Raw genomic sequence first — 24,258 nt, 5'->3', positions numbered from 1 at the left:
TGATCAGTTTTAAGTGGTCAGTATGATACTGTTTTTGACAAGAACTTATTTCCCTGAAGGAACAAATGGAAAATTGGAATGTGAAGGCAAATTGATTAGTCATACAATTGAATTGCCGTGGAAACGAAATGAACGTGGGATTTCCTGTATTCCGGAAGGGAAATATTTTATAAGAAAGCGATATAGTGCGAAATACAAATGGCATTTGGAATTGGTAGATGTACCGAACAGAACTTATATTTTGATACATCCTGCCAATAATGCACAAAAGGAATTGCGTGGCTGTATTGCTCCTGTTACGAAACTTTCTGGACCTGGATTAGGTTTGCTATCTAGAAAAGCTTTTACGAAGTTGAAAGACTTGGTTTATAAAGCTTTGGATAACAAAGAAAGTGTGGAATTGATTGTACAATAGATCCTTTACAGGATGACATAAAAAGAAAAATTATGAATGTAGTAGAACGTGCTAAGGCACCCACTCCGAAATTTTTTAAGGTGTTGCGCACCATTGGATTAGCCTTATTAGCAGTAAGTGGAAGCATTGTAGCTGCTCCAGTAGCTTTACCTGCTGTTGTTGTAACCGTTGCAGGTTATGCTGCCGTTGCAGGTGGTGTTTTATCAGCAGTAAGCCAAATTACTGTTGATACTTCGACAAGCTCAGCAACCGTAGAGGATAATACTATCCTGGGCAACAAAAAAGATGAGGCAAAGCCCGAAACTGACGTTGGAGGGAATGGATAATTCTTTAACTTTGAAGGCAGGAACTTTTGGAGGATTTGCACTGAGTGTTATACCTAATTTAACCTCAGCAGATGTATTGAAAACAATAGTTTTAGCCTTTATTGGAGCAGTAGTGAGTTTTGGTGTTACGGTGCTTTTAAAACGCCTAACCTCGAAAAAGAAATAAGCTCAGTTTTGATTGGTAACCTTTACTGAGTATGAGAAAGCCTGAATTTTGTTCAGGCTTTTTTTATTATTTATTGATTCTTTTCGGAGGCTCACATTTTATTAACTTATCGAATAAATTTGTTTTAGATATGTAGGTTACCCTATTGAATCCCAAACCTATGGTTTCGATATTTATTACTCCAAAATAATCAAAGAATCTATCAAAAGTTCTAATAGAATAGCAGTCACTTATAAATCTTTCAACCGTTTCGTATTCTGAAACTTTCAATTCTAGAAATTGTGGGAACGCATTAAAATACTTAGTTGCATAAAATGTAGCTAATTGCTTTTCGTTACCATATTTGGAAAGTAAAATCATTGAAAACCCAAAACCAAGCTGACCGATTTGATTTTCACCATAACCATCAAAATACGCCCAATTGAACTTTTTTGAAAAAGTTTCTAAAATCAGTAGCAATAATTTGTGATTATCCTCCTGGAACTCTTTAGCTTTTTGTGTTAAACTAAGTTTACCATTTCTTTTTTTTACTAAGCCTGAAATTTCTAAAAGGAATCTTGACAACCTAATTGTCATTGAATTAAGTTCTTTATTTAATTTTACAATACCTTTTTCAATATGATCCTCTTTCAAAAAACCCTGGTTGTAAATTTCAAAAACGAATTTTGTAGGCAAAAAACCTTTTTCCGTGAGTTTAATTTCTTTATTTTTTTCAATGAGTTGTAATAGAAACTTTACCAGATTAAGCAATGGTATTTTTTCATAATCTTCAGCATTCAATTTTTGAATTTTTAAAGGACTTTGAGCTTCAAATGTAAAATGCAATATTTGATGCATTTCGGTAGGAGAATATCCTTCAAATTCTGGAATTGACCTGCTATTTCTCTCTTGCATAAATTGCTCTGCATATTTTTGAATATCCATGAAGTCCATATAATATTTGATAGAAAGTTATTATTTGCTATCAAATGTACTATTATTTTGTACATTCAAGATAGATTTTTTTACATCAATAGATTATAAATTTAGTAATAGGGTTTAAAAAAAGCCTAGACTAATTAGTCTAGGCTTGTAATTACTTCCTTCTGTACCTCATCATAATTGCGTTTTTGAGTTCATTGATGAGGTGTAAGTTTTTGTTAAAATGGTTTTCTTGTTCCTGCAGCAGCTTTAGTGCTTGAATGTTTTTTTTGTGCAGCTCGTGTTCTCGCATTAAACGCGTTGCTCTTGGATTGAATTCTTTTTTGAATTCATAGAGGGATAAGAACGGAATAACCGAACCGCGAAGAAAAGGCATCCAGAATTTGGATTTCCAAAGGCTCATGGCTATCCAAAAAATGTCCTCTTTTTGAGCTTCGGTTTGAAATACAAGTACAAAGCTGTTTGTAAAAGGTTCATTGCTAGGTTTTCCGCTATTTAGTCCTTTTGATAATACGAAAAAATGCGGTTTGGCATAGTGCGCCCCAGGTTGGTGGGTTTTGATAAAAATTGTGTCCATAATACAAGGATTTAACAGGTTAACTTCCTTCGTCTTTCCTTCGTGATTGCCCGAAATGTGAATGGAAACCGAGATGCCCCACACACATTTTTGCAAAAGAAAAAAGGAAAAAAAAGAAAGCCGTCTTGCCTTGTGGAGGGTTTCAAAAAAGCAAGTTTTACGGGTAAAATACTACCCATATGCGTCTGTGGAAACGCTAAGTGGATGTGGTGGTATTGGAAATGTAAGGGTGGAGATTTTATCCGGAACCGAAGGCTTGAACTTGCTTTTTTGAATACCCGGAACAAACCTTTGGCTTCTTTTTTATCCTTTTTTTTGTAAAAATGTTTACCCCAAATGTTCTTATGAACTGGGGTTTTAGAGGTGTTCAATCGGGAGATGTAAACAAGGGTGTGGTTTTCTTTTTTTAGGTGGACGACCTCGACTGCGCTCGGTTTGACAATGTTTCTTTGTGAATATGAGAAAAAAGAAAAACACACTCTTGTGATAGTTTGATTTTTGAGGATGCTTGATGGTTCAGTTAGCAGTCGCAGTTTTCAGTTAGCAGTTTTGGTCTACTGAAAATGGGAAGCATCTTCAAAAAACAATGCAAATTACGTTAGCGGTAGCGTACCTATTCTTTTTCGGGTGGGTGCGGCTGGGAGCGGATATTTTACATAATAACCCTTATAACTTTCAGGGGGACTGCGAGGGGTGCTGGGAATGAATTATAAGGTTTATTATGTAATAATAGCTTGGGAGTGGTTTTTATGTGTTTTTAGCGTTTGTTTTTTGGATTGGGTGTAAGTGGATAAAAAAAGGCGGACTGTGCGCGAGGGGTTGGGAAAACAGGGAGCCTTTTTTTATTGACTTACTATGGGTAAAACAAGTGCTAAAAACACACAAAATACCACTAGTGCGGTGGGGAGCACTTCGGCAAGCTCAGGATAAACTAAGACTGGTTGGGAGCAAATAAATTAGCGAGGCGTTCCTATTTTTTATTAAATTTAATGATAGCTTCGGTTCGGTTTTGCACGTGTAATTTTTTGTAGATGTTTTGCACGTGTTTTTTCACTGTTTCTAAACTTACAGAAAGTTGATGTGCCACTTCTTTATATTGAAATCCTTGTGCTAAATTAGCAAGTATTTCATATTCTCTCTTGGTCAATTGATCTTTTAGTGAATCATATTGGTTACCTGTTTTCATATAGTTAATGACTTTTCTAGCAATAAATGGACTCATGGGCGAACCACCTTGAAAAAGTTCGTCAATAGAGTTCATCATCACTTCAAACGAACTATTTTTTAACAAATATCCATCTGCCCCTGATTTTATTGCTGTAAAAACCTTATCGTCGTCGTTATGCATCGAACAAATTAAGCACAATGAGTTAGGAAACATTTCCTTTAATTTGGCAATATAATTAATACTCAAGCCATCTGGAAGACTAATATCCAACCAAAACAAATCAGGAAATAAGTTTGGAACAGCCTGCATCAATTCTTGTATTTTTGAAAAAGCCCCAATACATTCAAAGGTTTCCACTTTGTTGATTTCCGACGTAATTAACTTTCTAAAAGTAGCATCGTCTTCTAGCACTACAATTTTTTTCGATTGCATTTTATTTATTTTTAGGGTAAGGGAATTTCTATTGTAATTCGGGTTCCATTAGAGTTGGAAACAAGGTCTAATTTTCCGTTTAAACCTGCCAATCGGTTTTTCATGTTCGTTAAACCCTCTCCGGTTGTTTGATTTAATTTTTCGTTAACATCAAAACCTTGACCATTATCAGCAATTTCAATTTTGATGGTGCCGTTTATTTTTACTTTTCCACTTACTTGCGTAGCATGAGCATGTTTTAGGATGTTATGAAAAGCCTCTTTAACCACAAAATACAACTGTTTTCTTTCGTAGCTCGATAGAAAAATATGGGGAAGTTCTAAAGGGATTAACATAGAAAAGTCAATCCCAGCCTCTTTAAATACTTGTTTTCCTTGTTTCTGAATGAAAAGTAAAAGATGCTCTAAGTTGTTGTGTTCTGTATTTAATTCCCAAATAACCTCAGTAAGTTTTTCATTTACCCTTTTAGTGTTTTCAATAATATTTTCTGCATCTGATTTAATCATTGTTATGTCTTCTTGCGATTTAATTCGACTACCAAGCAGACTAATCGTTGAAATACCCACACCTAAGTCATCATGTAAATCAGCAGAAATTCTACGACGTTCGGCCTCAGCTACTTCTATTGCAATCGCTTTATTTTCAATTTCTTTTTCTAATGCTTTTTTCTTTTTATAAAAATAAAACCACGCTAAAACCAATAGCAACAATAAAATCAAAATGCTAACGATTACAATAAAGATTAGTTTTTGTCTAGCTTTGTCAGCCTCTGTTTGTTTTTGAATAAGTGCTTTTTTTGTTTCATATTCGTATTCATAATGTTTTTCCAGTAATTCTATTTTTGCTTTTTCATTTATAATAGTGTCACGTGCCGCAATATATAGTCTGTAGCTTTTGAGTGCTTTTTCATGATCTTTTAAGTCTTCTTCATAAATGTAGTTCAACATATCAGAAGAACTTTCTAATACATGAAAAAAACCGTTTTTTTGAGCTAATTGATTGGCTTCATTTAAATATTTAATTGCCAAAGGAATATCATTCATCCAACGATAACAAATCCCAATAGCATTTAAACTTTCTGCAATTCCTCGGGTATCGTCTATTTCTTTTCTCATTTCTAAAGATTCCATCAAATAAGGCATCGCCTTTTGTGGATTACCCGCATCGTTATATTTTTGAGCAAGATTATACAAGCAATATGAAATCCCTTGTTTATCATTGATTTTTTTAAAGACATTCAGCGCTTTATATACATAAGCCGAAGATTCTTCTTTTTGATTTTGTTCATACAAGTTTACACTGTAATTGTTATAGACTTTACCAAGTGTTTGCCAATCTTTTATTGCTATACATAGCTCTGTAGCTTGATCGTAGTACTTTTTAGATTTTTTATAATCTTTCAGATTATTAAATGCCAAACCAATATTCATATAGGTTTTAGCAATCCCATTTTTATTTTCTACTATTTCGAAATACTTCAAGGCTTCAAAGAGATAGGGAATGGCTAATTTTACCTGACTTAATTCAATAAATTTTTTTCCTATTTCAGAGTTGGTATTAGCCAATTGAAGTTTCAACTTTTGTTGAACCGGAATAGGATATTTTTTAGCCAAAGCCTTATTAATAACTGATAGCGTATTTTTAAGAAGTTCTATTCCTTTATCCGTTTTTTTCTCTTGCGTTTTAGCTTTATTGATTAAATTAGAAATAGTGGTAGTATCATGAGATTTTTGATTCCACTCTTGGGTAGAATTACTCGCCCAGTTTTCACTTTTTGCTTGTAGAGCAAAGAGAAAAAAGGCAATAAATGGTATTAGTTTATTCATAATGCTATTTTGTGATTATTTCTTTTTCAATTTCTCAATCAGTTTTAATAAAGCCGCTCTGTTTTTGGCCACGTGGTAAATCTAGGATAGTTTTTAATTATATAAAAGAATTTATCTTTTTAATTCAACTGTTTGTATTTATGGAATTTTCCTCCTGCTTTTTTGACGATGTCTAACATTTTTAGGGCTAATTTTTCTGCGTTAGCTCCAGGGGAATTTTTCGTCCAAAACTCTTTTTCCTCATACACATAATCCATGGCGTTCATCCCATCGATTTCATCTACCACATCTAACGGATAACGATACACAGTAACCGCTCGCTCAAAAAAATCTAAATTTCCTGTTGCCACTGCTATTTTAAGTAATGAGATTTCTTTTTTAGCAGTTCGAATGGTATCACAAACCAAACAGCACGAACATCGGGTAACGTATAAATGGATTTTTTCTATAAAGAAAATATCACTGTCGTTTTCATAATCCGCTTGGGCTAAACGGGCTAACTCTTCTTCATATTCATAAGCGTAAGGCGATTCTTCATCATCTACTAATCTATTGCTTTCTAAAGCTCTACATAAAATAGCATATCCTGTTTTTTTTGTTTCGCACTTAAATTCCGAATATTCAGCTTTAGGGTTAGCTTTGGAAATCGGTGTTGCACTAGCCGTTGTTTTGGCGGTAGTTACCAAGCGAAAGCCAGCACAGTAAATCGCACGGTTAGTTGCTCTATAATTGCGTTGGATGTTGGTGCTGTTGGTTTCAAAACTCATGCTGCTGCCTCCTTTAAGTACATGGTGTGTACCTTCCGCAATTTTACCTGCAATTGTTGTGCCCACATACCAATCGCTGCACCATTCCCAGGCATTGCCCGTCATGTCAAAAAGCCCGAGTTCGTTGGGTTTCTTTTGTCCTACGGTTTGCATTTGGTAATTGGCATTTTTGTAATACCACGCCACTTGGTTGATGTCGTTGCCACCAGCATAGGTGTAGCCTTTGGATTGTGTGCCACCATTGGCCGCATATTCCCATTCGGCTTCGGTGGGCAAGCGGTAAGTAACGCCCAAAGCTTTACTCAACCATTGGCAATAGGCAACGGCATCATTGTAAGAAACATTTACTATGGGGTGTTGGTCGTTCCAACCCCAATAAGGTGCTTCGGGCATGGCTCTGTTGGTTGCGGTGCAAAAAGCTTTGTATTCGCCAACGGTTACTTCGTATCGGCTCATGCTAAAATCAGCTACTGTTTCGGCATGTGCCCATTTTTTATTTTCGGCACCATTGCCCATCATAAATGAACCTCCTTTTACAAAAACCATCGCAGGACTTTGTGGTGGTGTAGCGAATGCCATTTGCGCAAGGCAAGCTAGGATTAAAAATAGAAAGTGGTGTTTTTTCATTGTTGATTATTTACAAACATGTAGTTTACTTTTTAATTACTTTAAAGCTTTCCGTTTTTCCATCTGAAACCACACTGACAACATAAACACCTGACGGCAATTGTGCTACTTGTACCTCAATGCTATTATTATTTCCTTCGAGCGTTAGTAACTTTTGACCTAAAAGATTGGTCATTGTTATCGTTTTGATTTGATGTTGTGATTCGATATAAAATGTGTTTTCAATTGGATTTGGATAATACTTTAGGGTTGTCATTTTGGGATCATCAGTACTTAAAGGACTGGAATTTGCTGCTATTCTTGCTATTCGTTTTCTATCACTACCATTGTATGTAGTAAAATTACCTGATACAATAGCTTTTTCATCAGACGGAATGAGTATGGAAAATACAGGTGCGTTAGGTCCGCTACCCGGTGTAAAACTACTATCTAAACTACCGTTTTGATTAATTCTAGCTAATTGGGTTATGGGCATTCCGTTATAAACATAAAAACCTCCTCCAATTAGTATTTTATTATCCGATTGAATGGCAATACTTAAAACATAATTTGAAGTTCCTGTTCCTGTATTAAAAGAGCTATCGATACTTCCATCGGAGTTTATTCTAGTGAAATTGTTTACCGTAGCGCCATTATAATTTGAAAAATAGCCACCTACTAAAATTTTGCTATCTGGTTGTATAACTATTTTGTGTACATAGCCATTAAATCCTGTGCCTGAATTAAATGATAAATCTAAAGTACCATCACTATTAAGTTTAGCTATATTACCCGTACTAACTGAATTATAAGATGTAAAATTACCACCTATTAGGATTTTACCATCGGAAAGTGTTGCGATTGTAAATATATCGAAATTAGTTCCGATTCCTAAATTGAATGATGCGTCTAAGCTTCCGTCTGAATTTAATCGTTCAATCCTTCTGGATGTAATATTATACTGTGTAGCAATTAAAATCTTTCCATCGGATTGTAAGGCCATATCGTAAATGTAATTACTCACTATTGTGCCATTGTTAAAACTACTGTCTAAACTTCCATTAGTATTTAAACGTATTATTTTTGAAACAGGAATGTTATTATAAAATTCAAAAGCGCCACAGACTAATATTTTACCATCGGTTTGAATTATGATTGATGAAACAGAACTGTTTGCACCTATACCTCCAGCATTGAAACTTGTGTCAAGACTTCCATCCGAATTTAGTCGAGCAATTCTATTTTGGGTAATACCATTATAAGTAGAAAAAGCACCACCAATTAGTATTTTTCCATCAGATTGTATTGCTGTTGTTTCAATATAAGCATCTGTTCCTAATCCTACATCAAAAGTAGTATCAAGGCTTCCGTCTTGTGCTAAAGCAACTTCAAGTGTTATTAGTGTAAGACAACTAAAAAGTATTTTTTTTATCATAATCAAATAAGTTTATTATTTATTTTTTAATTTATCAATCAATTTTAAAAGTGGTTCTCGGTTTTTTGCCTCGTGGTAAAACTTGGGAAGTTTTTCCAAAAGCGTAAAATGAGAACGGTCTTTGTGTTCGCGTAGTTTGGCACCGATGTATTGTTCTAAATACAACAAATGGGCTTCGTTATAGGCAAAGAAAATATCGTTTTTAAAAGGGGCACAATACCAAGTTTCCACATCAAAATAAGTACTGGCATCAGCCTTGTAGTTAGCGGTATAGCCCAAATGGGTTAACAAAGTGTCTTTTACATCATGAAAACCACAGTGCGTGCAGGTTAACTTGGCTTTCTTTTCTTCATAGTTTACGGTTGTGAGTGCTTTTTTATTACATTTTGGGCAGGCCACAGCTACTTCCTCTTGGAAGTCTTTGAGACGGAAATTTTGGTCTTGGAAACGATCTTGCATTTAATGTATTTTTTTCAAGCGTTCTTCTTCGGCTAATTTACAATAATAGTAAATAGTATCAACGAGTTTTGGAATGCTGCTGTTTAAAAACTTCAAATCATCCAAATTATTAGGAAGTTGATTTGGCTTGGCTTTTAAATCGGAATTGTATAACGCAAGGGTTTGTAAAATAAGTGTGAATTGCCGTTTCATTTCTGTGTAGTGCCAACTGTCTTCATGGAGGACAGCATTGAGCCAAATGGGAAATTGCTTTTCATAAACCTTACCTTTTTCCATGAGTTGAGCTACTTTTACGAGTTGCTCATTTGTGTTCCCATCATTTTTGATTACAGTACTTCTAAGGTCTAACAAGTAGTTTTTTACTTGGTATAAGCTGTCGATGTGGCTTTTGTTTTGGGCAAACATGATACTCGTAAAAAGTAATACAAAAACAAAGCTAACTTTCATTTTCTTAATCATACCAATATCCTTTTTCTATTTTATAGCCTGCTTTTTTGAAGGCTTTTATTAATTCATCTGCCAAATATTCATTTTGTCGTAACGATACAAAGTGGGTGCGAAACAAATCCTTGGTTGTACTTGATTTCGTGTAATTACCATCGTCAAAATATTCTTTTCGGATGAGGGTCACTTTATCGGGTGACGTTTCAAAAAAGATTCCTATATCTTTGGTTACGGCTCTAATGTCTTGTAAAGCGACCATTTGTTGTTCTAAGTAATAGCCTTTTTCATAGAGCATTTTTTGCTTTGTGGTATAAAACAAGGTATCATTTTTAATAGTAAGTTCTGCTACTTCCAGACTGTCGATGTCTTGTTGAATGTAACCTATTTCATTACCTAAACTGTCCACTTCTGTATGAACCATTTGCCGGGCTTCATTTTCTTGTTTTAAGTTTTTTTGGAGCAGATGGATTATGGTGGTGGTTTGGGAGGAAGCATAATTGGTTTGAAGTATTATCAATAGTAACAAGGTGTATCCAGATTTTCTCATTGGCAAAGGTTCTTTAATTTCCAAACGGGTCATCGTCTTCCGCTTTCTTTTTTTCTTCTTTTATTAACTTTTCTAGGTGCATAAATGCCTTTTTCACCTTTTCGACATTTTCAGAAGACACAAGGAACTGCAAAGAACTTGTGTTCCATATTTTAATATTCATCAAATCTACACTCGACAAGTTTTCAGCTGAACTGGAATTAGATTGAAAGTTTAATTTTAATACCTTGGTAGCATCATTGGTGCCATTAAAGACTTCAAAGTTGATTAATTTTAGCAGATCAAAAGAAATCTTTAATTTAACACTATTGCTTATCGAACTACCTCTAACCAAATCATCTCTATGATTAAAATAAGGCATTTCTTCACAGTCTTGCCTATCGGCTCTGCCATATACTTCATAGGTGTTTGTACTCACCAAATCATGGCTTTCAATATAATAGTTTGAGGTACCGTTTTTTTTACTTCTATGACCATAACCATCATTGTAGGTTTCCAATATATAGCATTGGCATTCTCCCAACCCTAAACCTGTCATTATGTGTTTATTGATGTAGCTTAGTGTTTCTTCTTTGCTTAGCGTCTTTTTCTCTTCTATTACGGGTTGGCTGAAAAGATCGTTTTCTGGCTTTTCGCATACGGTTCTCAGATGCCGGAAAGCACGTGCCACTTTAAGTGCATCGTTTTGGGTGGCATATACAATTCCATAACCACTTGTAACATTCAAACCATTAAAGTGTACAAGAAAATCTTTAGCAATTACACCTTCTGGATATTCAGTACTAGCCACAAGGTCAAACACATTGAAAATAATAGTAAAATCATTGTAATCGTTTCTTTGCTCAGTAATAAATTTAATTCTTCCATTCTTTTCAATCACGATATCTTTCAATTTATAACCGTTCACTCTTGAATAAGCATCCAAAGGACCTGGATACATAACTCTTCCTTTTGTATTGGTTACAATATAATTTACGGTTTGTTCAAAAGTGGGAACAGTTTGTGCACTTAATTTATTGAAATCAATTATTGTAATTAATAATAATAAAAAGACTAAAAAATGGTTTTGTTTATTCATAATCATAAATTTAAAAAAATTATTGAGCACTCACACTTGAGGGTTTTCGGGTTGGGTTTTTAGGTGTTGGCATTTTGATCCATTTTAAGGTATATCTTTTTTTGAATGCCTCTATTTTGTTGTTTCTGCTTTCAACATCGGATGCGTACCATTTTTCGTTGTTGGTTTTCATCCAATTAAAAGAAATCACATACGAATCTGGCGAACGCTCTTGCCATCCCATTTGTTCTACAAACCCGCTGCGCCATGCATCTGGATTATTCAAATTATCAGGTACGGTAACTTGTTCCAATTCGGTGATGTAGACAATTTTATTGATGTTATCAATAGCATAAAACCAAGCTTCTCCTTTGGCTTGAGCGAGAGAGAAATGGGCAAAGAGGAAAGCTGATAATAAAAATAAGGTTCTCATTGGTGTTATTTATAAATGTTCCAACTCTAATTTGTGAATTTCCATATTTGGCTTTTTGCTAAGATTATTTAGCACTAAAAAACCTAAGAAATATTTATCTGGAAAGTAATTAATTTCGGTGCTCATTTCAACAGGTAAATCATTAAACGTACAGGTGAAAATAGTACCTTTTTTGGTAATGGTTAACTTTAAAATTCCTTCGAAATTAATTTCAGGTAGCTTTTTTTCACTCATGCCCAGGCTCATTCCATTTAGCCAATCTTTAGAAAGTGCAAATCTTTTTTGCTCATCCGCCTTTAAAACTTCACTTTTAATTTTTCCGTTATCGGGCTCAAGAATGCCGTATTTATCCGTTACTTTATATTGAATAGGAGTGCTTATGCTCATATATTTCTCTTGTCGACTTAAATAAACGGTATAACTTTTTCCAATTTGAATGGCAGCTTTTTGCATACTCCTTTTTTCAATTTTGAAATAAAGATTCATTTTAAAGTCTTTTGAAAAATCAAATTTCTCAGGGTTTTTATAAAACTTTGTCATTTCAAATTTGGTGTCTTTATCCCAATTAAAAACGGCTGCTTTGTAATTTTCAGCACTAATTTTTAATCCGCCATCCACAAATGCAGACGCATTACTAGTGTATCGAAATTGATTGTCTTCGACAACAGCAGGATTAGAATTGACTACCCAATTTTTCTCACTGTCCACTTCATCAACAATCTTCAATTTATTATATGCTTTAGGGTTGCTATTCAATTTTGTTAGGGTAGGCGTAATAGCTTCTAATTTTTTTGCTATGGCTTCTTTTTTCTGACGCTCTATTTTGGCATCTTTAGAACCTTGAATAATGTTAGCGGTGAGTTCTAGAGTATTGCTTCCAATTTTTCCCGAAGTAATTTCACTTAATGAATTGTTAATGAGCATTTGTGCCTCCATGTGCTGCATAAAAGCTTTTTGCTTTTCAGCCGGAATAAACGAAATTAAGCTGCTATTCAGTTGGGAAATCAGGTTGTCTGTCGATGCTTTACCAAATCCGCTTTGCTTCAGAGAACCAAATTGCTTTACAAAGTCGGACGTTTGCAAATACTTACTAACTTCTTCATCATATCCAAAAACCGTTTCTAAATAGGTTTTCGCATTGGTCTCATCTATTTTTCCATCTTTCAAAAAGGTTTCCAGTAATGTTCCAAATTGTTCGTTTAGTACTTTATCTAATGTGATTTTGTCTTGTGCCCAGCCTGTAAGAGATAATAAAATCGTGAAAATTAAAATTATATTTTTTCTCATCTTTATAAATGTTTAAGTTCTAATCTATGGATTTCGGTAGTGGCTTTATTGGTTTTGGATTCCGTTTTGAAACCTAAATAATATTTGTCGGGAAAGTAGTTGACCTCTGTTTTTACTTCAACAGGATAATCAAGGAATTTTAAAGTAAAAACAGTACCTATTTTAGTTATATTCACATTTAATACTTCATCAAATTTTGTTTTATCATAAAACCAAATAGAATTTCCGATTGTATAGTCAGCAATATATCCATAATTACGAGATAGTTTTTTCTTTTCTTTATCTAATTTTTCACTGCTTTTAAGTATACCATATTTTTCCGTTACCCTATATTCATCTTGAACCCCCACTTGTATATTTCCTTTTGAACCTACATTCCTTGTAATAAAAATTTTATAGCCTTTGCCTATATTTATTACCAATAAAGTGCCTAACCCATCACTTATTTTAAATTGTAGATTCATTGAGAAATCTTTAGAAAAGTCAAATTTTTCTATATTTTTATAACATCTTAGCTCATCAAAAATTAAATGCTGAGGTGTATTTGACGGTCCATAATTGTCATGTAGTGTTACATATCCATTTTCTAATTTAACACTATTTGTTGTTTTACGTTCCATTTTATTTACATCTCTTGTCATAACTAATTCTGGTGGATTATAGGAAGAAATCCAATTGTTGCCAGAATCTACTTCATCAATAACATGTAACTTCTTGTAGGAAGAGTTGGTAGCATTTAATTTTTTTAGCGTTGGGGTTATGACCTCCAGTTTTTTTGCAATTTCATCATTCATCATTCGTTCTTTTTTCCATTCCCTATTACTTTGAATTATGTCATTGATTAGATTAATAGAATGCATGCCTACTTGCCCACTTTTAATTTCACCTACCACATTGTTCAACATCAATTGATTTTGAATGTTGTTCATCATATCTTCTTTTTGTGACTCAGGGATTAAGGTAAGTAACAGCTTGTTTAATTGATCTACTACTTGATCTGTCGATAGGTTTCCTGGTTGAAAAGCGTTTATTTTTTTTGATAAATTAGTACTTTGAAGTTGCTGTCCAATCGTTTCATCAAATCCAAAAACCGTTTCTAAATAGGTTTTCGCATTGGTCTCATCTATTTTACCATCTGTAAGTAATGATTCTAGTAAAGTGCCAAATTGTTCATTTACTACGTTTTCAATTTTTATTGAGTTGTCTTGTCCAAACACAACTGTAGAAAAAAGTATGGATAAATAGAAACTAATTTTTTTCATATTTTAATCTTAAAGATGTTCTAATTTAACACTTTCAATTATTGTTTTTCTATCAATATTTGCTTTTATATCAAAACTATATTTATTTGGCAGGTAAGTAATTTGCTTTTTTAATCCGCTATCAATTCCGTTTATTATATAAGTTAAATATCCATCTTTATTTTGTATAACTATTTCAAAACCATTGTTGAAATTTAGATTTTTATTCTCTGTTGCGCCTGCTTTTTCATATCCTTTGTTAAGATGGGTAGTTACCGTTTTTATTCTTTCTCCCTTTGAAAAAAAAAGTAAATTCTCATAATTAAAAACTCCAAAAGATGTTGTAAAGTTAGCATCTGGACTTTTCACAGAAAACATAGACCAATCCACTAAATTTTCATATTTTTTTGCATACATAAAATAATTATCAAACAAATAATATTGACCAATTAAAATAGAAAAATTACTTGCTTGATACTCTACTTTTTGATAGTCATAGGAGTCTAATTTTCCAACTATTGTAATCTTAAAATCCTTTGAAAAATCAAATTTTTCCTTATTCTTATATATATTTAGAAATTTATCTGCATAACCATCTGTTGGGTCAAGAATTAAATTCCCCGACTCGATTGTAACTTTGTTAAAAGTGGATTCATTAGAAAAAAATCCTTTTTTAATTTTCTGTGGATTTTGTTTCCAATTTTTTGTATTCAAATTATCATTAATGACAACTTTTTTATTTGTTGATATAGTAATAGTTTTTAATTTTTCAATTTTAGGTGTAATCTTTTTTAATTTTTCAACTATTAGTTTATTCTCTTTATTTTTCTTAATATCTTCTGAGATAAAATTTAATGTATTCTGTAAAGTCTCTGCGCTCAAAACTCCTCCTCTTAATTCTTGTCCTAATTGCCAACCTATATAGTTAGGATTTTTGAGAAGTTCTTGTTTATAATTTTCTGGAATTAAATTAAACAAATTAGAACCAAGTGTCTCTATATAACTTTCAAATGATAAATTTCCTTGTTCAATACCATTTATTTTTTGCGACAGATTTACTGTTTGCAAATAATTACTAACTTCGTCATTATAACCAAAAACCGCTTCTAAATAATTTTTTGCATTTGCTTCGTCAATTTTACCATCTGTAAGTAATGATTCTAGTAAAGTGCCAAATTGCTCGTTTACTACATTTTCAATTTTTATGGAGTTATCTTGTCCAAACACAACTGTAGAAAAAAGTATGGATAAATAGAAACTAATTTTTTTCATTTTACTTTTTTATATATGATTAAATTTTAATTTTATAAATGTTCTAACTCTAACTTATGAATATTTAGAAGTCCTTTTTTTTCTTTTAAAGGCTCTCCATTAACAAGAAAACCTAAAAAATATTTGTCAGGAAAATAACTTATTTCATTACTAAATTGTAAATCTTCAGAATCATTTAACTTACAAGTAAAAACATTATCAACTTTAGAAATAGTAATTTTGACCACCGATGTCCTAAAATCTATGTTGGTATTATTCTTGTTCTTAAAGCCTATATACTTACCATAATATTTTGACTCTCCTACTCCTATTTTGCTTTCTTTGTTATTGTAAGAAATTTTATCTACAGCCTTTTCATCTACTCTATAAAATCCATCTGCACCAATACCAGAATAATTCAAACTCCCATACATATCGGTAGTAAAATATTTAATTGGAGAAGATATATTTGTAAAACCATTTAAATCAGGTCTTAAATTTAAATAATACCCTTTTCCTATGACAATATTAACTAAACTTGATTTTTCACCAATTGACAAATATAAGTTCATGGTAAAATCTTTTGAAAAATCAAACTTTTCAATATTCTTATAAAATCTTGATAGTTCAAATTTGGTTTCTTTATCCCAATTAAAAACAGCTGGAACATAATTTTCGGTAGCTATTTTCAAAACGCCACCTTCTATTCTCGAAGTATTTATTGTATATCTATTTTGATTATCTTCTCTTAACACAGCAGGATTTGAATTTAAAATCCAATTGTCATATTTAGAAAAATCATCAACAACTTTTAATTTTTTATAATCTTTATTGTTCTTTAATTTATCTAAAGTGGGTGTAATAATTGCCAACTTTTGTGCAATAACTTCTTTTTTTTGTCTTTCCGCTTTAGCTTCACCTATTCCTTGAATAATACCTGAAGCTAATTCTACACTATTAGAACCAATTTTTCCACTAACTAACTCATTCATTGAACCTTGAATCATCATTTGGGCTTGCATATGTTGCATAAAAACTTGCTGTTTTTCTGCTGGAATAAAAGATAGTAAACTACTGTTTAACTGGGCCATAAAAGTATCTGTAGAAAGTTTTGACGTACCAATTTGTTTAAACGAATTAAATTGCTGAGTAAAACTATTGGTATTTAAATAATTATTTACATCGTCATCATAACCAAAAACCGCTTCTAAATAATTTTTAGCGTTTGCTTCATCAATTTTACCATCAGTAAGCAATGATTCTAGTAAAGTGCCAAATTGTTCGTTTACTACGTTTTCAATTTTTATTGAGTTGTCTTGTGCAAAAATAACTGTAGAGAAAAGTATGAGTATATAGAAACTTATTTTTTTCATATTTTAATCTTAAAGATGTTCTAATTCTATTTTTGATAATAATACTTCTGTAGAAAATAAATTACTAAAAGTTCCATTTTTATGCATTATATTACTTAAAAATCCTAAATAATATTTATCTGGAAAATAGTTAATAGTTTGTTCCAAACTAATTTCCATTTCATTAAGACGTGCTGTAAATCTATTTCCTTGTTTTTGTATCGTAAGTTTTATTTCTTCATTAAAACCTATATTACTAAATGTAATACTTTTATTTTTACTATCTACTTCGTACAAAATCTCGGAAGAATATGCCTTTTTATCTTTTTTAATAGATTTATCTTTACTTTCTTTCAATATTCCGTAATTTTCAGTTATTTCAACATTAGCCGGCACAGTAAGTTTCAATCCTTCTTTATCCTTAACTAAATACAATATGTATCCTTTCCCTATATTAATTTTAAACTCATTAAATCCCCACTTTTCATACTTACTGTCACCGTAATACTTTAAAGTAAGATAAAAATTAGCTGTAAAATCTTTTGAAAAATCAAATTTTTCAGGGTTTTTATAAATTCTTCGATCCATTTTGTCAGGGAATGAAGAATTCATTCCTTCCATTATTAAGAAGCCTCCTTTCAAATTACTAAAATCTTGTGTAAAGGATAAATTGCCATTTTTTACAAGAACAACATTTGTAAGTTTCTGTGGATTATTAAACTCGTTTACATTTGTCTTGTCATTAAAATCTTCAGTAATTTTTATTTTTTTTGCACTAGAGTTTGTTTTAACCAAAGAACTCAGTGTCGGTGTTATTAGGCTTAATTTATTAATGATTTGTTTTTTCTTTTCATTTTCTTCCATTCCTTTTGAAATCATATTTGTAATGGACTCAATTGATGAAGATGAAATATGACCATTCCTTAATTCTTCACCTAATTGCCAAGCAATATAATTTGGATTTTGCATTAACTTTGTCCGATATGTTTCGGGTATTGCGCCTAATAATTTAGAATTCAATGTTTCAAGTGAAAACGAATTTGTTCCAATTTGATTTGACAAATTCAATCCTTGTAAAAAGTTGGTTACACTTTCATCATAACCAAAAACAGCTTCTAAATAAGTTTTAGCGCTTGCTTCATCAATTTTACCATCTGTAAGTAATGATTCTAGTAAAGTGCCAAATTGATCATTTACAACATTTTCAAATTTCATTGAGCTTTCTTGTGCATGACTATTTAAACCAATAAATAAAAATGCTAATACTAAAACTTTTAATTTCATATTATAAAAAATTAATCAATTGATACTGAATTCCATTCATTTTGTGTAATTGCGTCAAGACAAGGACATTTTGATTTATCAACTACAATGGCTTTTAAAGCTAAAATAAGAGGTTTTAGATAAGGCGTTACATCTGTATAAGTGCATTTTGCCAATGCAGCTGCTCCGCAAAAAGTCCAGCTTTGTGCATCATTATGGTCTGTTTGAGAAAGGTTTAAATATTTATCATATAATGGACAGTCATCAATTCCAGATGGTAAAACTTCATCTTCATTTGTGTTTTCCCCTTGAAAAGTAAATAGTTGTCTACTGCCTCCTTGCTTGCCTGCGTAGTAATTATCATTTCCCGAAATTTGTATATAGAAGTGCGCATATTTTGATTCGGTGTGATAATATGTATTTCCTCCTGAACTTTTATAATAATTGGTACGATTAGGTTCTGTTATTGTAATTACATTACCTTCTTGTTTTACTACTACTGTATAGGTATATCCAAGATCTGAAGATGAATAAGTACCCGATTTTAGAGTTTGTGCACTCACTTCACCACTTACTAACAGCCCTACGAATAGGAATAGAATTTTGATTGTTTTCATTTAGTTGTTATTTAATTGTTTACTTAATTTCAATAGCTTTTGTCATTTTAAATCCATTTTGACTGCAATACGCATCAAATCCAGAATAGGGTTTGTCATTTCGCATGGTATCTACACATCCTCTCAGAAACTCGAGCTGCTGTCTTATTTCTCCATTGGATATCACTTTCTGCATAGGATAATTTTTGTCATGATCCCAGTAAGAGATTACTCCATTGGATTCCGTTTTATTTACAGTATAAAATTCATTTGGAATAGTGTATTCTCCTGTAAACTCTTTGGGCATTTTAAAATGTAAATCGGTTGCTTTTCCTGTTTTGGTATCTGTATCATATTCATAAATAGGCAAATAAATAACATAACCGTAGCACAATTCGTGAGTACAATAGCCAGCACCTTCTTTGTTCAATCGTAAATGAATTTTATAAAATACTTTGTTACCTACAACTTTTGTTTTTTCTAACCGAAATTGTACTGGTTTGTCTCCTCTGAGATATAACCATTCGCTGTAGTTGTTTTGTGCCATTGTTACACTGCTTACTAACATCCCTACGAATAGGAATAGGGTTTTGATTGTTTTCATAGTCTATTGTCTTGAATATTTTTTTAAAATCCCGTTATAATTTATTGAAATAGTGTTTTGATTAATCACAGTAATTGTAGTGTCTGTAGAACCTCCTGTATTTGATGTTACGTTAAACTGATAATTTCCATTACTTTCATAGGTTCCGCTATTTGGTAGATTTTGTGTGAAACATAAATTTGGTAAACAATCATTAGTTAAACAGTATTTAGCAATTTGATTTCTTGTAACAGGACAAGAGAATGTTGTTGTTGTAAACGATGCTGAACCACTAAAAGAAACGCCTCCATACCAATCTTCAGGAGTTGGGTTTGTTGGACAATTTTGTAGACTATTATAAATTATATTGTTTTGATTTGGAACTATTCCGTTATATTCTATTAAGTTCCAATTCCCCACTAAAAAAGTACTTGTATCTATATTCACCTCAATCGGAAAACTCCCCGAAAAACTGCTAAAATCATCGTTATACGTATAGTTTAGTGTGCTGCTGATACTTGTTGCAGTAGGGTTGCCTACAAATTTTACTTTTAGATTCAGTTGACCATTATTTTGTAGTGTGGCTGTCTCTAAAGAAAGATTGGAGTGACTGATATTAAAATTTATTTTTTGCATGATTTGACTAGTTACATCAGCTGTAACAGGGTTTGCAGAACTAGAAACCTGAGCCAAAGGAAGCGTATCAAAAGAAACAAAAGGAATAGCATTATTTACCCATAAAATTGCTTCATTAATGTTGCTAATCAATTCATTCAATCTGTTTTTTGTAGCAAAATAGAGTTTCATATATTCTTGCTGACTGTTGCTATCTGTTTCTTGTATTGGTCTTACATTAACATTAAAAGGAAGAGTTGTTGCTACATTTTCTGTCAATGAAAGTTGAGAATTTGTGTTTCGATTATTTGTTCCTATAAGAGCATTTATTTTCATTTCAATAATATTGATATTTCTATCGATTAATTCAAAATGATAGTCAACTGCAGCAGATATACCAGCTATTGCTACACCAATAGCTATCGGACGTATAATGTTTGATGGTTCTGCAACAGCTACAGCAGATCCAATCATACCCACTGCTAAGGCCGCTTTAAATCGAAGAACTAACGCTCGATTTTCTTGCATATCTATATTTCTACCTTGAATAGTACTGTAATTGGTATTATAAACCGCATCAATAATTGTTTCATTTACTTTGTAAAATTTAGCTACTTCTGATTTTTCTTCAATTGACAACCCATTGTAATAGCTCATCATAGTACTGTGGTTTTGTACAAATGGAATATCTTGAGATGCAGTTGATAACTGATTACCATAGTTTTCAAAATTTGTTTCTAATGGAGTAAGTGTTTCATCTACAGATTGGGTTAATACAACATCTTTAATCTCATAGTTAATTTTAGCATTATTTAAACTATTAATGTGTAATTCAGTTGCACCAAGTGGTGTTGTTTCTGGAACATAAAAAACCAATTCATGATCTGCTACTTTAGTTAACTGAACAGAAGTTCCAGCTAAAGTTCCTGTATAAACATTATTTGTTAAACTGGTTGAACCAACATTAATTGTAACAACTTGATAACGGTAAATTTGTCCACCATTTTCATTAATCGAATTAGATACTGTATCATCTTTAGAACAAGAAAATAAAAAAGTTGAAAAAATGATAATGATAATGCTTAAGAGAAGTTTTTTCATAGTTTTTATATTTTTAAAAACAAATTTAATTTTTTTTAAAAAAATTAAAAATACCTATTTGTAGGTATTTTACTTTTTTTTAAAAGTTAAAATCAAAAAAACACTCTCTTAGTTTTGAACTAAATCAGTCCACTTTTTGCTGACGATTTACAGTTCCTTTAAGGCTTGGGAAATAAAGTCATTATAATCTTCTTGGTTGATGTTTTTTAATGGGTATTTATTAAGTATTTCAATAAGTCCTATAAAATCTACTTTCATACACTTTTCTTCAATTTCTTTGATAAACAATTGGGTTTCTTGTGCTGTGAGCAATCCCTCTTTTATAACTGAATGGTCTTTAGTTCTTATCATCTTTTTTAAATTAATATGGTAAACATTCTTCTACTAACATTCTGACTCCTGTTGTAGCTTTTTCTTTAATTACCAATAGGTTAATCCCTTCTTCTACATCGGGGTTTGTATCGATGTAAACGGTTTGTGCATCAAAGGGAACGGCTAGTAACAACGAAGCGGCTGGATGTACTACCATTGATGTTCCCACGATTACAAACAAGTCGGCGGATTGTGTTATGGCTATGGCTTTTTCAATTTCAGTGACTTCTTCTCCAAACCAAACTATATGTGGGCGGAGTTGGTTCCCATCGGAAGCTAGGTCGCCTAGTTTTATGTCTTGATTACAATCAGTAATCAGATTGGGATTTTTGCTACTTCTAGACTTTCTTAATTCGCCATGCAAATGAAGTACGTTTGTGGAACCTGCTTTTTCGTGTAAGTCGTCAATATTTTGTGTGATTACGGTTACGTTGTATTTGGTTTCTAATTGCGCAATCAAATGATGTGCTTCATTTGGTACTACCTCATCGAGTTGCCTTCTTCTTGCATTATAGAAATCTAATACTAACTGCGGATTTTTCTCAAAACCTTCAGGAGAAGCTACTTCTTCAATTTTGTGATTGTTCCATAATCCATTGGCATCACGAAAAGTACTAATGCCACTTTCTTGACTGATTCCAGCTCCCGTTAAGAAAACGATATGATGTTTGTTTTTGCCCATATTTTTTAGTTTTTACGTAACCAACCTAAAATAGATGCTTTGTCTAATTCCCATTTGTTATTTACTTGCATCAAACTAATGGTTTCCCTTGAACTTCCAAAACGTCCTGGATTTTGTTGGATAATTTCGATTTCGTCATTTGTTACGTTAGAAACTATGGCTACGTGACCATAAGGGTTAAAGCTATTGGCATCAAAAATGAGAATGTCATTGATTTTTGGTTTTGTGTTACTTGGATTGGAAAACTGAAGCAAATTTCTGTCGGAATTGCGTTCGTTGTCTTTCAGATTTGGATTATAAAAATCTTTTACGTGACCGAACGTATTTGGCATTTTGTGGTTTAAGTGGTCGTAATAGTAGCGTTTTACAAACTCTACGCATTGGTATTTAAGTCCGTAATTGTAGCCTTCTGCGCTACGATTTCTTCCTAAATTGGTATCTGTACTGCCATTGTAATACACTGGAATGTTATTGAAACTGTCTATTTTATCCCCTACTTTTGGCTGGTTTAAAATGTATTTTTTTGTAATGCATTTTAACATTACTACTACAGCTAAACACATCACTGCAATGACTGCCGCTCTTAAAATTCTATTTATTTTCATCTTCTTATTTTTGATTATCAATTGCTTTTTTTAAATTATAATGGAATATGAATTCGTTTTTGTAATACACTAAATTTCCTTTGTACAAAGTGTTTAATCCGTTTGAATCGGTAATAGCAACAACAGATTGGTCATATTCTTCCACTCCTTTTCTTTTATGTATTTCAAATTTAACATTAGCCACTCCTTTTACTTCATCATAACTATTGGAATACTTCCAATCAAAATAATAAATCGTATGGAATTGGTTTACCTTATCTACTTTAATATTTGTTACACTTCCCATACTGTGTGAGTTTTGAACTAAAATTACATTAGCAAAATCAATATTCCCATTGGACTCTTCCCAAAGTAAATACCTCTCATTCTCATAAGAATAATAACTATCTTCTTTGTTGTTATGACTGCTGTAGGTTACTTGAACCGCCCCGAAAATAGAATTGTTGTCCTGTGCAAAAGTTATTACATGAATTACTAGTGCTATTAAAATGTAAATAGTTTTCATTACAAAATGTTTGTTTTATTATTTGATGAGTAGGTTTGTTTTATTATCAACGAAATATTGAATACTACCATTTTTATAAATTACTTTCCTTTTCCAATTACCATCATATTCATATTCATGTATGAAATTGATATCTTCAACTAATCTTTTTGAAGTACCGAATACCATTTGTTCTTTGATGCAGTTGTTGTATTCGTCGAAAAAATACAACCAACAATGCTCTGGTTCTTTTTTATAATTGAAACGTTGCATCTCGATACAATTGTCATTACTATCGTACTTGTGTTCCCAAAATTGTTTAATTCGGTTGGATGGTAATTCAAATTCGACCAAAGTCATTAGTTTATCATTATCATAATGATATTCATATCTCAGGTAAGGTCTTTTATCATCATTCCAATATTCGACTATTTTTTTGTCTTTTATAAACGTTGTTTTATCATAATACGAAGGTTTGTCGTATAAGAAATGTAGACAAATGGTACTGTCGTTTTCATAAAAAAAATTCATTTCTGTATGCTCCACTTCAAAATTATCACTGTAAGAAATGAAAGTCGTTTTCTTTAAAATACCTCCTTTTTCATAGTGATACATTATTTTCTTTTCCAAATAACTGAACATATGATGCATCAGCTTTGCCGTTGGCAATAAATCCATAAAGACTGTTTTCTCTTCATAACCGTTTTTAATTTCATAAAAAAGTAAACCATCTGGGTTGTATTTTTTCACAGAAGTGTATTTTGAATGATAATCAATACCATCTTCAGGTAACCAAATACCTGGAGTTACTTCTTTTGGTTTATATGCTAAATACTCGCAGTTCATACTTAAAATGTTACATGATACACATCAGATTCGTTTCTTGGCATGTTTCTGTACTCAAATGCTCCTTCTTCATCAATAATTTCTACAATATCAAAAGTGGTACAATCGGCAGGTAATCCTTCAAACAATAAGGTAAAATTATGTTGACCAGATGGTCCAATTGGTTGCCATTTGGGATACATTACGATATTAAAATGATGCAATAATTTACATTTAAGCGAAGTTCCTTTCGGAATCAAATAAATGGTTGGCCATACACGAATGGTATGATAGTTTGGTATTCCTATTGCTGTTGCATGCACAATTACTTGTTTCTCCTCTTGGGTGTTGATTTGCTCCAGAAGTTCTGGAGCGATATCAATTTTTTCTTCAGTTACTGTTGCCATATGTTGATATGCTTT

At 32.2% G+C, this 24,258-nt stretch carries 28 protein-coding genes; 3 read left to right on the top strand and 25 right to left on the bottom strand.

Annotation, left to right across the window (positions count from 1 at the left end):
- Positions 1-22 precede the first annotated feature (22 nt).
- The 3 genes from B4I81_RS07365 to B4I81_RS07355 are packed head-to-tail and all read left to right on the top strand — an operon-like array spanning position 23 to position 907.
- Positions 23-415, top strand: a complete 393-nt coding sequence (locus B4I81_RS07365) for a DUF5675 family protein (protein WP_291109236.1) — start codon at positions 23-25, stop codon at positions 413-415.
- A 32-nt stretch (positions 416-447) separates the two neighbouring features.
- The gene (locus B4I81_RS07360) at positions 448-741 is read left to right on the top strand and encodes a hypothetical protein (protein ID WP_291109235.1); all 294 of its coding nucleotides are present in this window, start codon (positions 448-450) and stop codon (positions 739-741) included.
- Positions 734-907, top strand: a complete 174-nt coding sequence (locus B4I81_RS07355) for a hypothetical protein (protein WP_291109233.1) — start codon at positions 734-736, stop codon at positions 905-907. The genes B4I81_RS07360 and B4I81_RS07355 overlap by 8 nt, the downstream gene beginning before the upstream one ends.
- Positions 908-973: 66 nt before the next feature.
- Here the strand turns inward: B4I81_RS07355 and B4I81_RS07350 are convergent, their stop codons facing one another.
- The 25 genes from B4I81_RS07350 to B4I81_RS07230 all read right to left on the bottom strand — a co-directional run bounded on the left by B4I81_RS07350 (position 974) and on the right by B4I81_RS07230 (position 24,243).
- The gene (locus tag B4I81_RS07350) at positions 974-1,831 is read right to left on the bottom strand and encodes a hypothetical protein (RefSeq protein ID WP_291109231.1); all 858 of its coding nucleotides are present in this window, start codon (positions 1,829-1,831) and stop codon (positions 974-976) included.
- 151 nt (positions 1,832-1,982) lie between these two features.
- Positions 1,983-2,405, bottom strand: a complete 423-nt coding sequence (locus B4I81_RS07345) for a DUF6943 family protein (RefSeq protein ID WP_291109229.1) — start codon at positions 2,403-2,405, stop codon at positions 1,983-1,985.
- A gap of 970 nt (positions 2,406-3,375) precedes the next feature.
- Positions 3,376-4,005, bottom strand: coding sequence for a response regulator transcription factor (locus B4I81_RS07340; protein WP_291109227.1), 630 nt, complete (start codon positions 4,003-4,005; stop codon positions 3,376-3,378).
- 11 nt (positions 4,006-4,016) lie between these two features.
- On the bottom strand, positions 4,017-5,831 hold the full coding sequence (locus tag B4I81_RS07335) for a tetratricopeptide repeat-containing sensor histidine kinase (RefSeq protein ID WP_291109225.1): 1,815 nt from the start codon (positions 5,829-5,831) through the stop codon (positions 4,017-4,019).
- 119 nt (positions 5,832-5,950) lie between these two features.
- The gene (locus tag B4I81_RS07330) at positions 5,951-7,225 is read right to left on the bottom strand and encodes a formylglycine-generating enzyme family protein (protein WP_291109223.1); all 1,275 of its coding nucleotides are present in this window, start codon (positions 7,223-7,225) and stop codon (positions 5,951-5,953) included.
- A 25-nt stretch (positions 7,226-7,250) separates the two neighbouring features.
- Positions 7,251-8,639 (bottom strand): T9SS type A sorting domain-containing protein, encoded by a 1,389-nt coding sequence (locus B4I81_RS07325; protein WP_291109221.1) that lies wholly within the window; start codon positions 8,637-8,639, stop codon positions 7,251-7,253.
- 15 nt (positions 8,640-8,654) lie between these two features.
- Entirely contained in the window at positions 8,655-9,098 is a 444-nt protein-coding gene (locus tag B4I81_RS07320) for a hypothetical protein (protein WP_291109219.1), read from the bottom strand.
- Positions 9,099-9,545 (bottom strand): hypothetical protein, encoded by a 447-nt coding sequence (locus B4I81_RS07315; protein ID WP_291109217.1) that lies wholly within the window; start codon positions 9,543-9,545, stop codon positions 9,099-9,101.
- Between the two features lie 4 nt (positions 9,546-9,549).
- The gene (locus B4I81_RS07310) at positions 9,550-10,089 is read right to left on the bottom strand and encodes a hypothetical protein (protein WP_291109215.1); all 540 of its coding nucleotides are present in this window, start codon (positions 10,087-10,089) and stop codon (positions 9,550-9,552) included.
- A 13-nt stretch (positions 10,090-10,102) separates the two neighbouring features.
- Positions 10,103-11,167 (bottom strand): hypothetical protein, encoded by a 1,065-nt coding sequence (locus tag B4I81_RS07305; RefSeq protein ID WP_291109213.1) that lies wholly within the window; start codon positions 11,165-11,167, stop codon positions 10,103-10,105.
- Between the two features lie 19 nt (positions 11,168-11,186).
- A complete protein-coding gene (locus B4I81_RS07300) occupies positions 11,187-11,579 on the bottom strand; it encodes a hypothetical protein (protein ID WP_291109211.1) in 393 nt (130 codons plus the stop codon).
- 9 nt (positions 11,580-11,588) lie between these two features.
- A complete protein-coding gene (locus B4I81_RS07295; protein ID WP_291109209.1) occupies positions 11,589-12,866 on the bottom strand; it encodes a hypothetical protein in 1,278 nt (425 codons plus the stop codon).
- Between the two features lie 2 nt (positions 12,867-12,868).
- A complete protein-coding gene (locus tag B4I81_RS07290; protein ID WP_291109207.1) occupies positions 12,869-14,128 on the bottom strand; it encodes a hypothetical protein in 1,260 nt (419 codons plus the stop codon).
- 9 nt (positions 14,129-14,137) lie between these two features.
- Complete coding sequence (locus B4I81_RS07285) at positions 14,138-15,379, bottom strand: hypothetical protein (RefSeq protein ID WP_291109205.1); 1,242 nt, start codon at positions 15,377-15,379, stop codon at positions 14,138-14,140.
- A gap of 32 nt (positions 15,380-15,411) precedes the next feature.
- Entirely contained in the window at positions 15,412-16,731 is a 1,320-nt protein-coding gene (locus B4I81_RS07280) for a hypothetical protein (RefSeq protein ID WP_291109203.1), read from the bottom strand.
- A gap of 9 nt (positions 16,732-16,740) precedes the next feature.
- Positions 16,741-17,994: a hypothetical protein gene (locus B4I81_RS07275; RefSeq protein WP_291109201.1), complete on the bottom strand. Its 1,254-nt coding sequence runs from the start codon at positions 17,992-17,994 to the stop codon at positions 16,741-16,743.
- An 11-nt stretch (positions 17,995-18,005) separates the two neighbouring features.
- A complete protein-coding gene (locus B4I81_RS07270; RefSeq protein ID WP_291109199.1) occupies positions 18,006-18,590 on the bottom strand; it encodes a hypothetical protein in 585 nt (194 codons plus the stop codon).
- A gap of 19 nt (positions 18,591-18,609) precedes the next feature.
- Entirely contained in the window at positions 18,610-19,173 is a 564-nt protein-coding gene (locus B4I81_RS07265) for a hypothetical protein (protein WP_291109197.1), read from the bottom strand.
- Between the two features lie 3 nt (positions 19,174-19,176).
- Positions 19,177-20,868 carry a hypothetical protein gene (locus tag B4I81_RS07260; RefSeq protein WP_291109195.1) on the bottom strand — a complete coding sequence of 564 codons (1,692 nt, stop codon included), beginning with the start codon at positions 20,866-20,868 and terminating at the stop codon, positions 19,177-19,179.
- A 147-nt stretch (positions 20,869-21,015) separates the two neighbouring features.
- Positions 21,016-21,219: a hypothetical protein gene (locus tag B4I81_RS07255; protein ID WP_291109193.1), complete on the bottom strand. Its 204-nt coding sequence runs from the start codon at positions 21,217-21,219 to the stop codon at positions 21,016-21,018.
- Positions 21,220-21,229: 10 nt separating this feature from the next.
- Entirely contained in the window at positions 21,230-21,922 is a 693-nt protein-coding gene (locus B4I81_RS07250) for an SIR2 family NAD-dependent protein deacylase (protein ID WP_291109191.1), read from the bottom strand.
- Between the two features lie 5 nt (positions 21,923-21,927).
- Positions 21,928-22,527: a CHAP domain-containing protein gene (locus B4I81_RS07245; protein WP_291109189.1), complete on the bottom strand. Its 600-nt coding sequence runs from the start codon at positions 22,525-22,527 to the stop codon at positions 21,928-21,930.
- A gap of 4 nt (positions 22,528-22,531) precedes the next feature.
- Positions 22,532-23,032 (bottom strand): hypothetical protein, encoded by a 501-nt coding sequence (locus B4I81_RS07240; RefSeq protein WP_291109187.1) that lies wholly within the window; start codon positions 23,030-23,032, stop codon positions 22,532-22,534.
- An 18-nt stretch (positions 23,033-23,050) separates the two neighbouring features.
- Positions 23,051-23,857 carry a hypothetical protein gene (locus B4I81_RS07235; protein ID WP_291109185.1) on the bottom strand — a complete coding sequence of 269 codons (807 nt, stop codon included), beginning with the start codon at positions 23,855-23,857 and terminating at the stop codon, positions 23,051-23,053.
- A gap of 2 nt (positions 23,858-23,859) precedes the next feature.
- On the bottom strand, positions 23,860-24,243 hold the full coding sequence (locus B4I81_RS07230; RefSeq protein WP_291109183.1) for a hypothetical protein: 384 nt from the start codon (positions 24,241-24,243) through the stop codon (positions 23,860-23,862).
- Between the last annotated feature and the right edge of the window lie 15 nt (positions 24,244-24,258).

This window comes from Flavobacterium sp. UBA6195, from assembly GCF_002422095.1.
In the GTDB taxonomy this organism is placed as follows: Bacteria; Bacteroidota; Bacteroidia; order Flavobacteriales; family Flavobacteriaceae; genus Flavobacterium.
Note: the sequence above shows the minus strand (reverse complement) of the source record. Positions and strands in the feature narration are given on the sequence as shown.

Bases quoted from the DNA above. Each gene is read 5' to 3' on its own strand.
- B4I81_RS07365 (WP_291109236.1), top strand. From the start codon at position 23: ATGATACTGTTTTTGACAAGAACTTATTTCCCTGAAGGAACAAATGGA.
- B4I81_RS07360 (WP_291109235.1), top strand. From the start codon at position 448: ATGAATGTAGTAGAACGTGCTAAGGCACCCACTCCGAAATTTTTTAAG.
- B4I81_RS07355 (WP_291109233.1), top strand. From the start codon at position 734: ATGGATAATTCTTTAACTTTGAAGGCAGGAACTTTTGGAGGATTTGCA.
- B4I81_RS07350 (WP_291109231.1), bottom strand. From the start codon at position 1,831: ATGGATATTCAAAAATATGCAGAGCAATTTATGCAAGAGAGAAATAGC.
- B4I81_RS07345 (WP_291109229.1), bottom strand. From the start codon at position 2,405: ATGGACACAATTTTTATCAAAACCCACCAACCTGGGGCGCACTATGCC.
- B4I81_RS07340 (WP_291109227.1), bottom strand. From the start codon at position 4,005: ATGCAATCGAAAAAAATTGTAGTGCTAGAAGACGATGCTACTTTTAGA.
- B4I81_RS07335 (WP_291109225.1), bottom strand. From the start codon at position 5,831: ATGAATAAACTAATACCATTTATTGCCTTTTTTCTCTTTGCTCTACAA.
- B4I81_RS07330 (WP_291109223.1), bottom strand. From the start codon at position 7,225: ATGAAAAAACACCACTTTCTATTTTTAATCCTAGCTTGCCTTGCGCAA.
- B4I81_RS07325 (WP_291109221.1), bottom strand. From the start codon at position 8,639: ATGATAAAAAAAATACTTTTTAGTTGTCTTACACTAATAACACTTGAA.
- B4I81_RS07320 (WP_291109219.1), bottom strand. From the start codon at position 9,098: ATGCAAGATCGTTTCCAAGACCAAAATTTCCGTCTCAAAGACTTCCAA.
- B4I81_RS07315 (WP_291109217.1), bottom strand. From the start codon at position 9,545: ATGAAAGTTAGCTTTGTTTTTGTATTACTTTTTACGAGTATCATGTTT.
- B4I81_RS07310 (WP_291109215.1), bottom strand. From the start codon at position 10,089: ATGAGAAAATCTGGATACACCTTGTTACTATTGATAATACTTCAAACC.
- B4I81_RS07305 (WP_291109213.1), bottom strand. From the start codon at position 11,167: ATGAATAAACAAAACCATTTTTTAGTCTTTTTATTATTATTAATTACA.
- B4I81_RS07300 (WP_291109211.1), bottom strand. From the start codon at position 11,579: ATGAGAACCTTATTTTTATTATCAGCTTTCCTCTTTGCCCATTTCTCT.
- B4I81_RS07295 (WP_291109209.1), bottom strand. From the start codon at position 12,866: ATGAGAAAAAATATAATTTTAATTTTCACGATTTTATTATCTCTTACA.
- B4I81_RS07290 (WP_291109207.1), bottom strand. From the start codon at position 14,128: ATGAAAAAAATTAGTTTCTATTTATCCATACTTTTTTCTACAGTTGTG.
- B4I81_RS07285 (WP_291109205.1), bottom strand. From the start codon at position 15,379: ATGAAAAAAATTAGTTTCTATTTATCCATACTTTTTTCTACAGTTGTG.
- B4I81_RS07280 (WP_291109203.1), bottom strand. From the start codon at position 16,731: ATGAAAAAAATAAGTTTCTATATACTCATACTTTTCTCTACAGTTATT.
- B4I81_RS07275 (WP_291109201.1), bottom strand. From the start codon at position 17,994: ATGAAATTAAAAGTTTTAGTATTAGCATTTTTATTTATTGGTTTAAAT.
- B4I81_RS07270 (WP_291109199.1), bottom strand. From the start codon at position 18,590: ATGAAAACAATCAAAATTCTATTCCTATTCGTAGGGCTGTTAGTAAGT.
- B4I81_RS07265 (WP_291109197.1), bottom strand. From the start codon at position 19,173: ATGAAAACAATCAAAACCCTATTCCTATTCGTAGGGATGTTAGTAAGC.
- B4I81_RS07260 (WP_291109195.1), bottom strand. From the start codon at position 20,868: ATGAAAAAACTTCTCTTAAGCATTATCATTATCATTTTTTCAACTTTT.
- B4I81_RS07255 (WP_291109193.1), bottom strand. From the start codon at position 21,219: ATGATAAGAACTAAAGACCATTCAGTTATAAAAGAGGGATTGCTCACA.
- B4I81_RS07250 (WP_291109191.1), bottom strand. From the start codon at position 21,922: ATGGGCAAAAACAAACATCATATCGTTTTCTTAACGGGAGCTGGAATC.
- B4I81_RS07245 (WP_291109189.1), bottom strand. From the start codon at position 22,527: ATGAAAATAAATAGAATTTTAAGAGCGGCAGTCATTGCAGTGATGTGT.
- B4I81_RS07240 (WP_291109187.1), bottom strand. From the start codon at position 23,032: ATGAAAACTATTTACATTTTAATAGCACTAGTAATTCATGTAATAACT.
- B4I81_RS07235 (WP_291109185.1), bottom strand. From the start codon at position 23,857: ATGAACTGCGAGTATTTAGCATATAAACCAAAAGAAGTAACTCCAGGT.
- B4I81_RS07230 (WP_291109183.1), bottom strand. From the start codon at position 24,243: ATGGCAACAGTAACTGAAGAAAAAATTGATATCGCTCCAGAACTTCTG.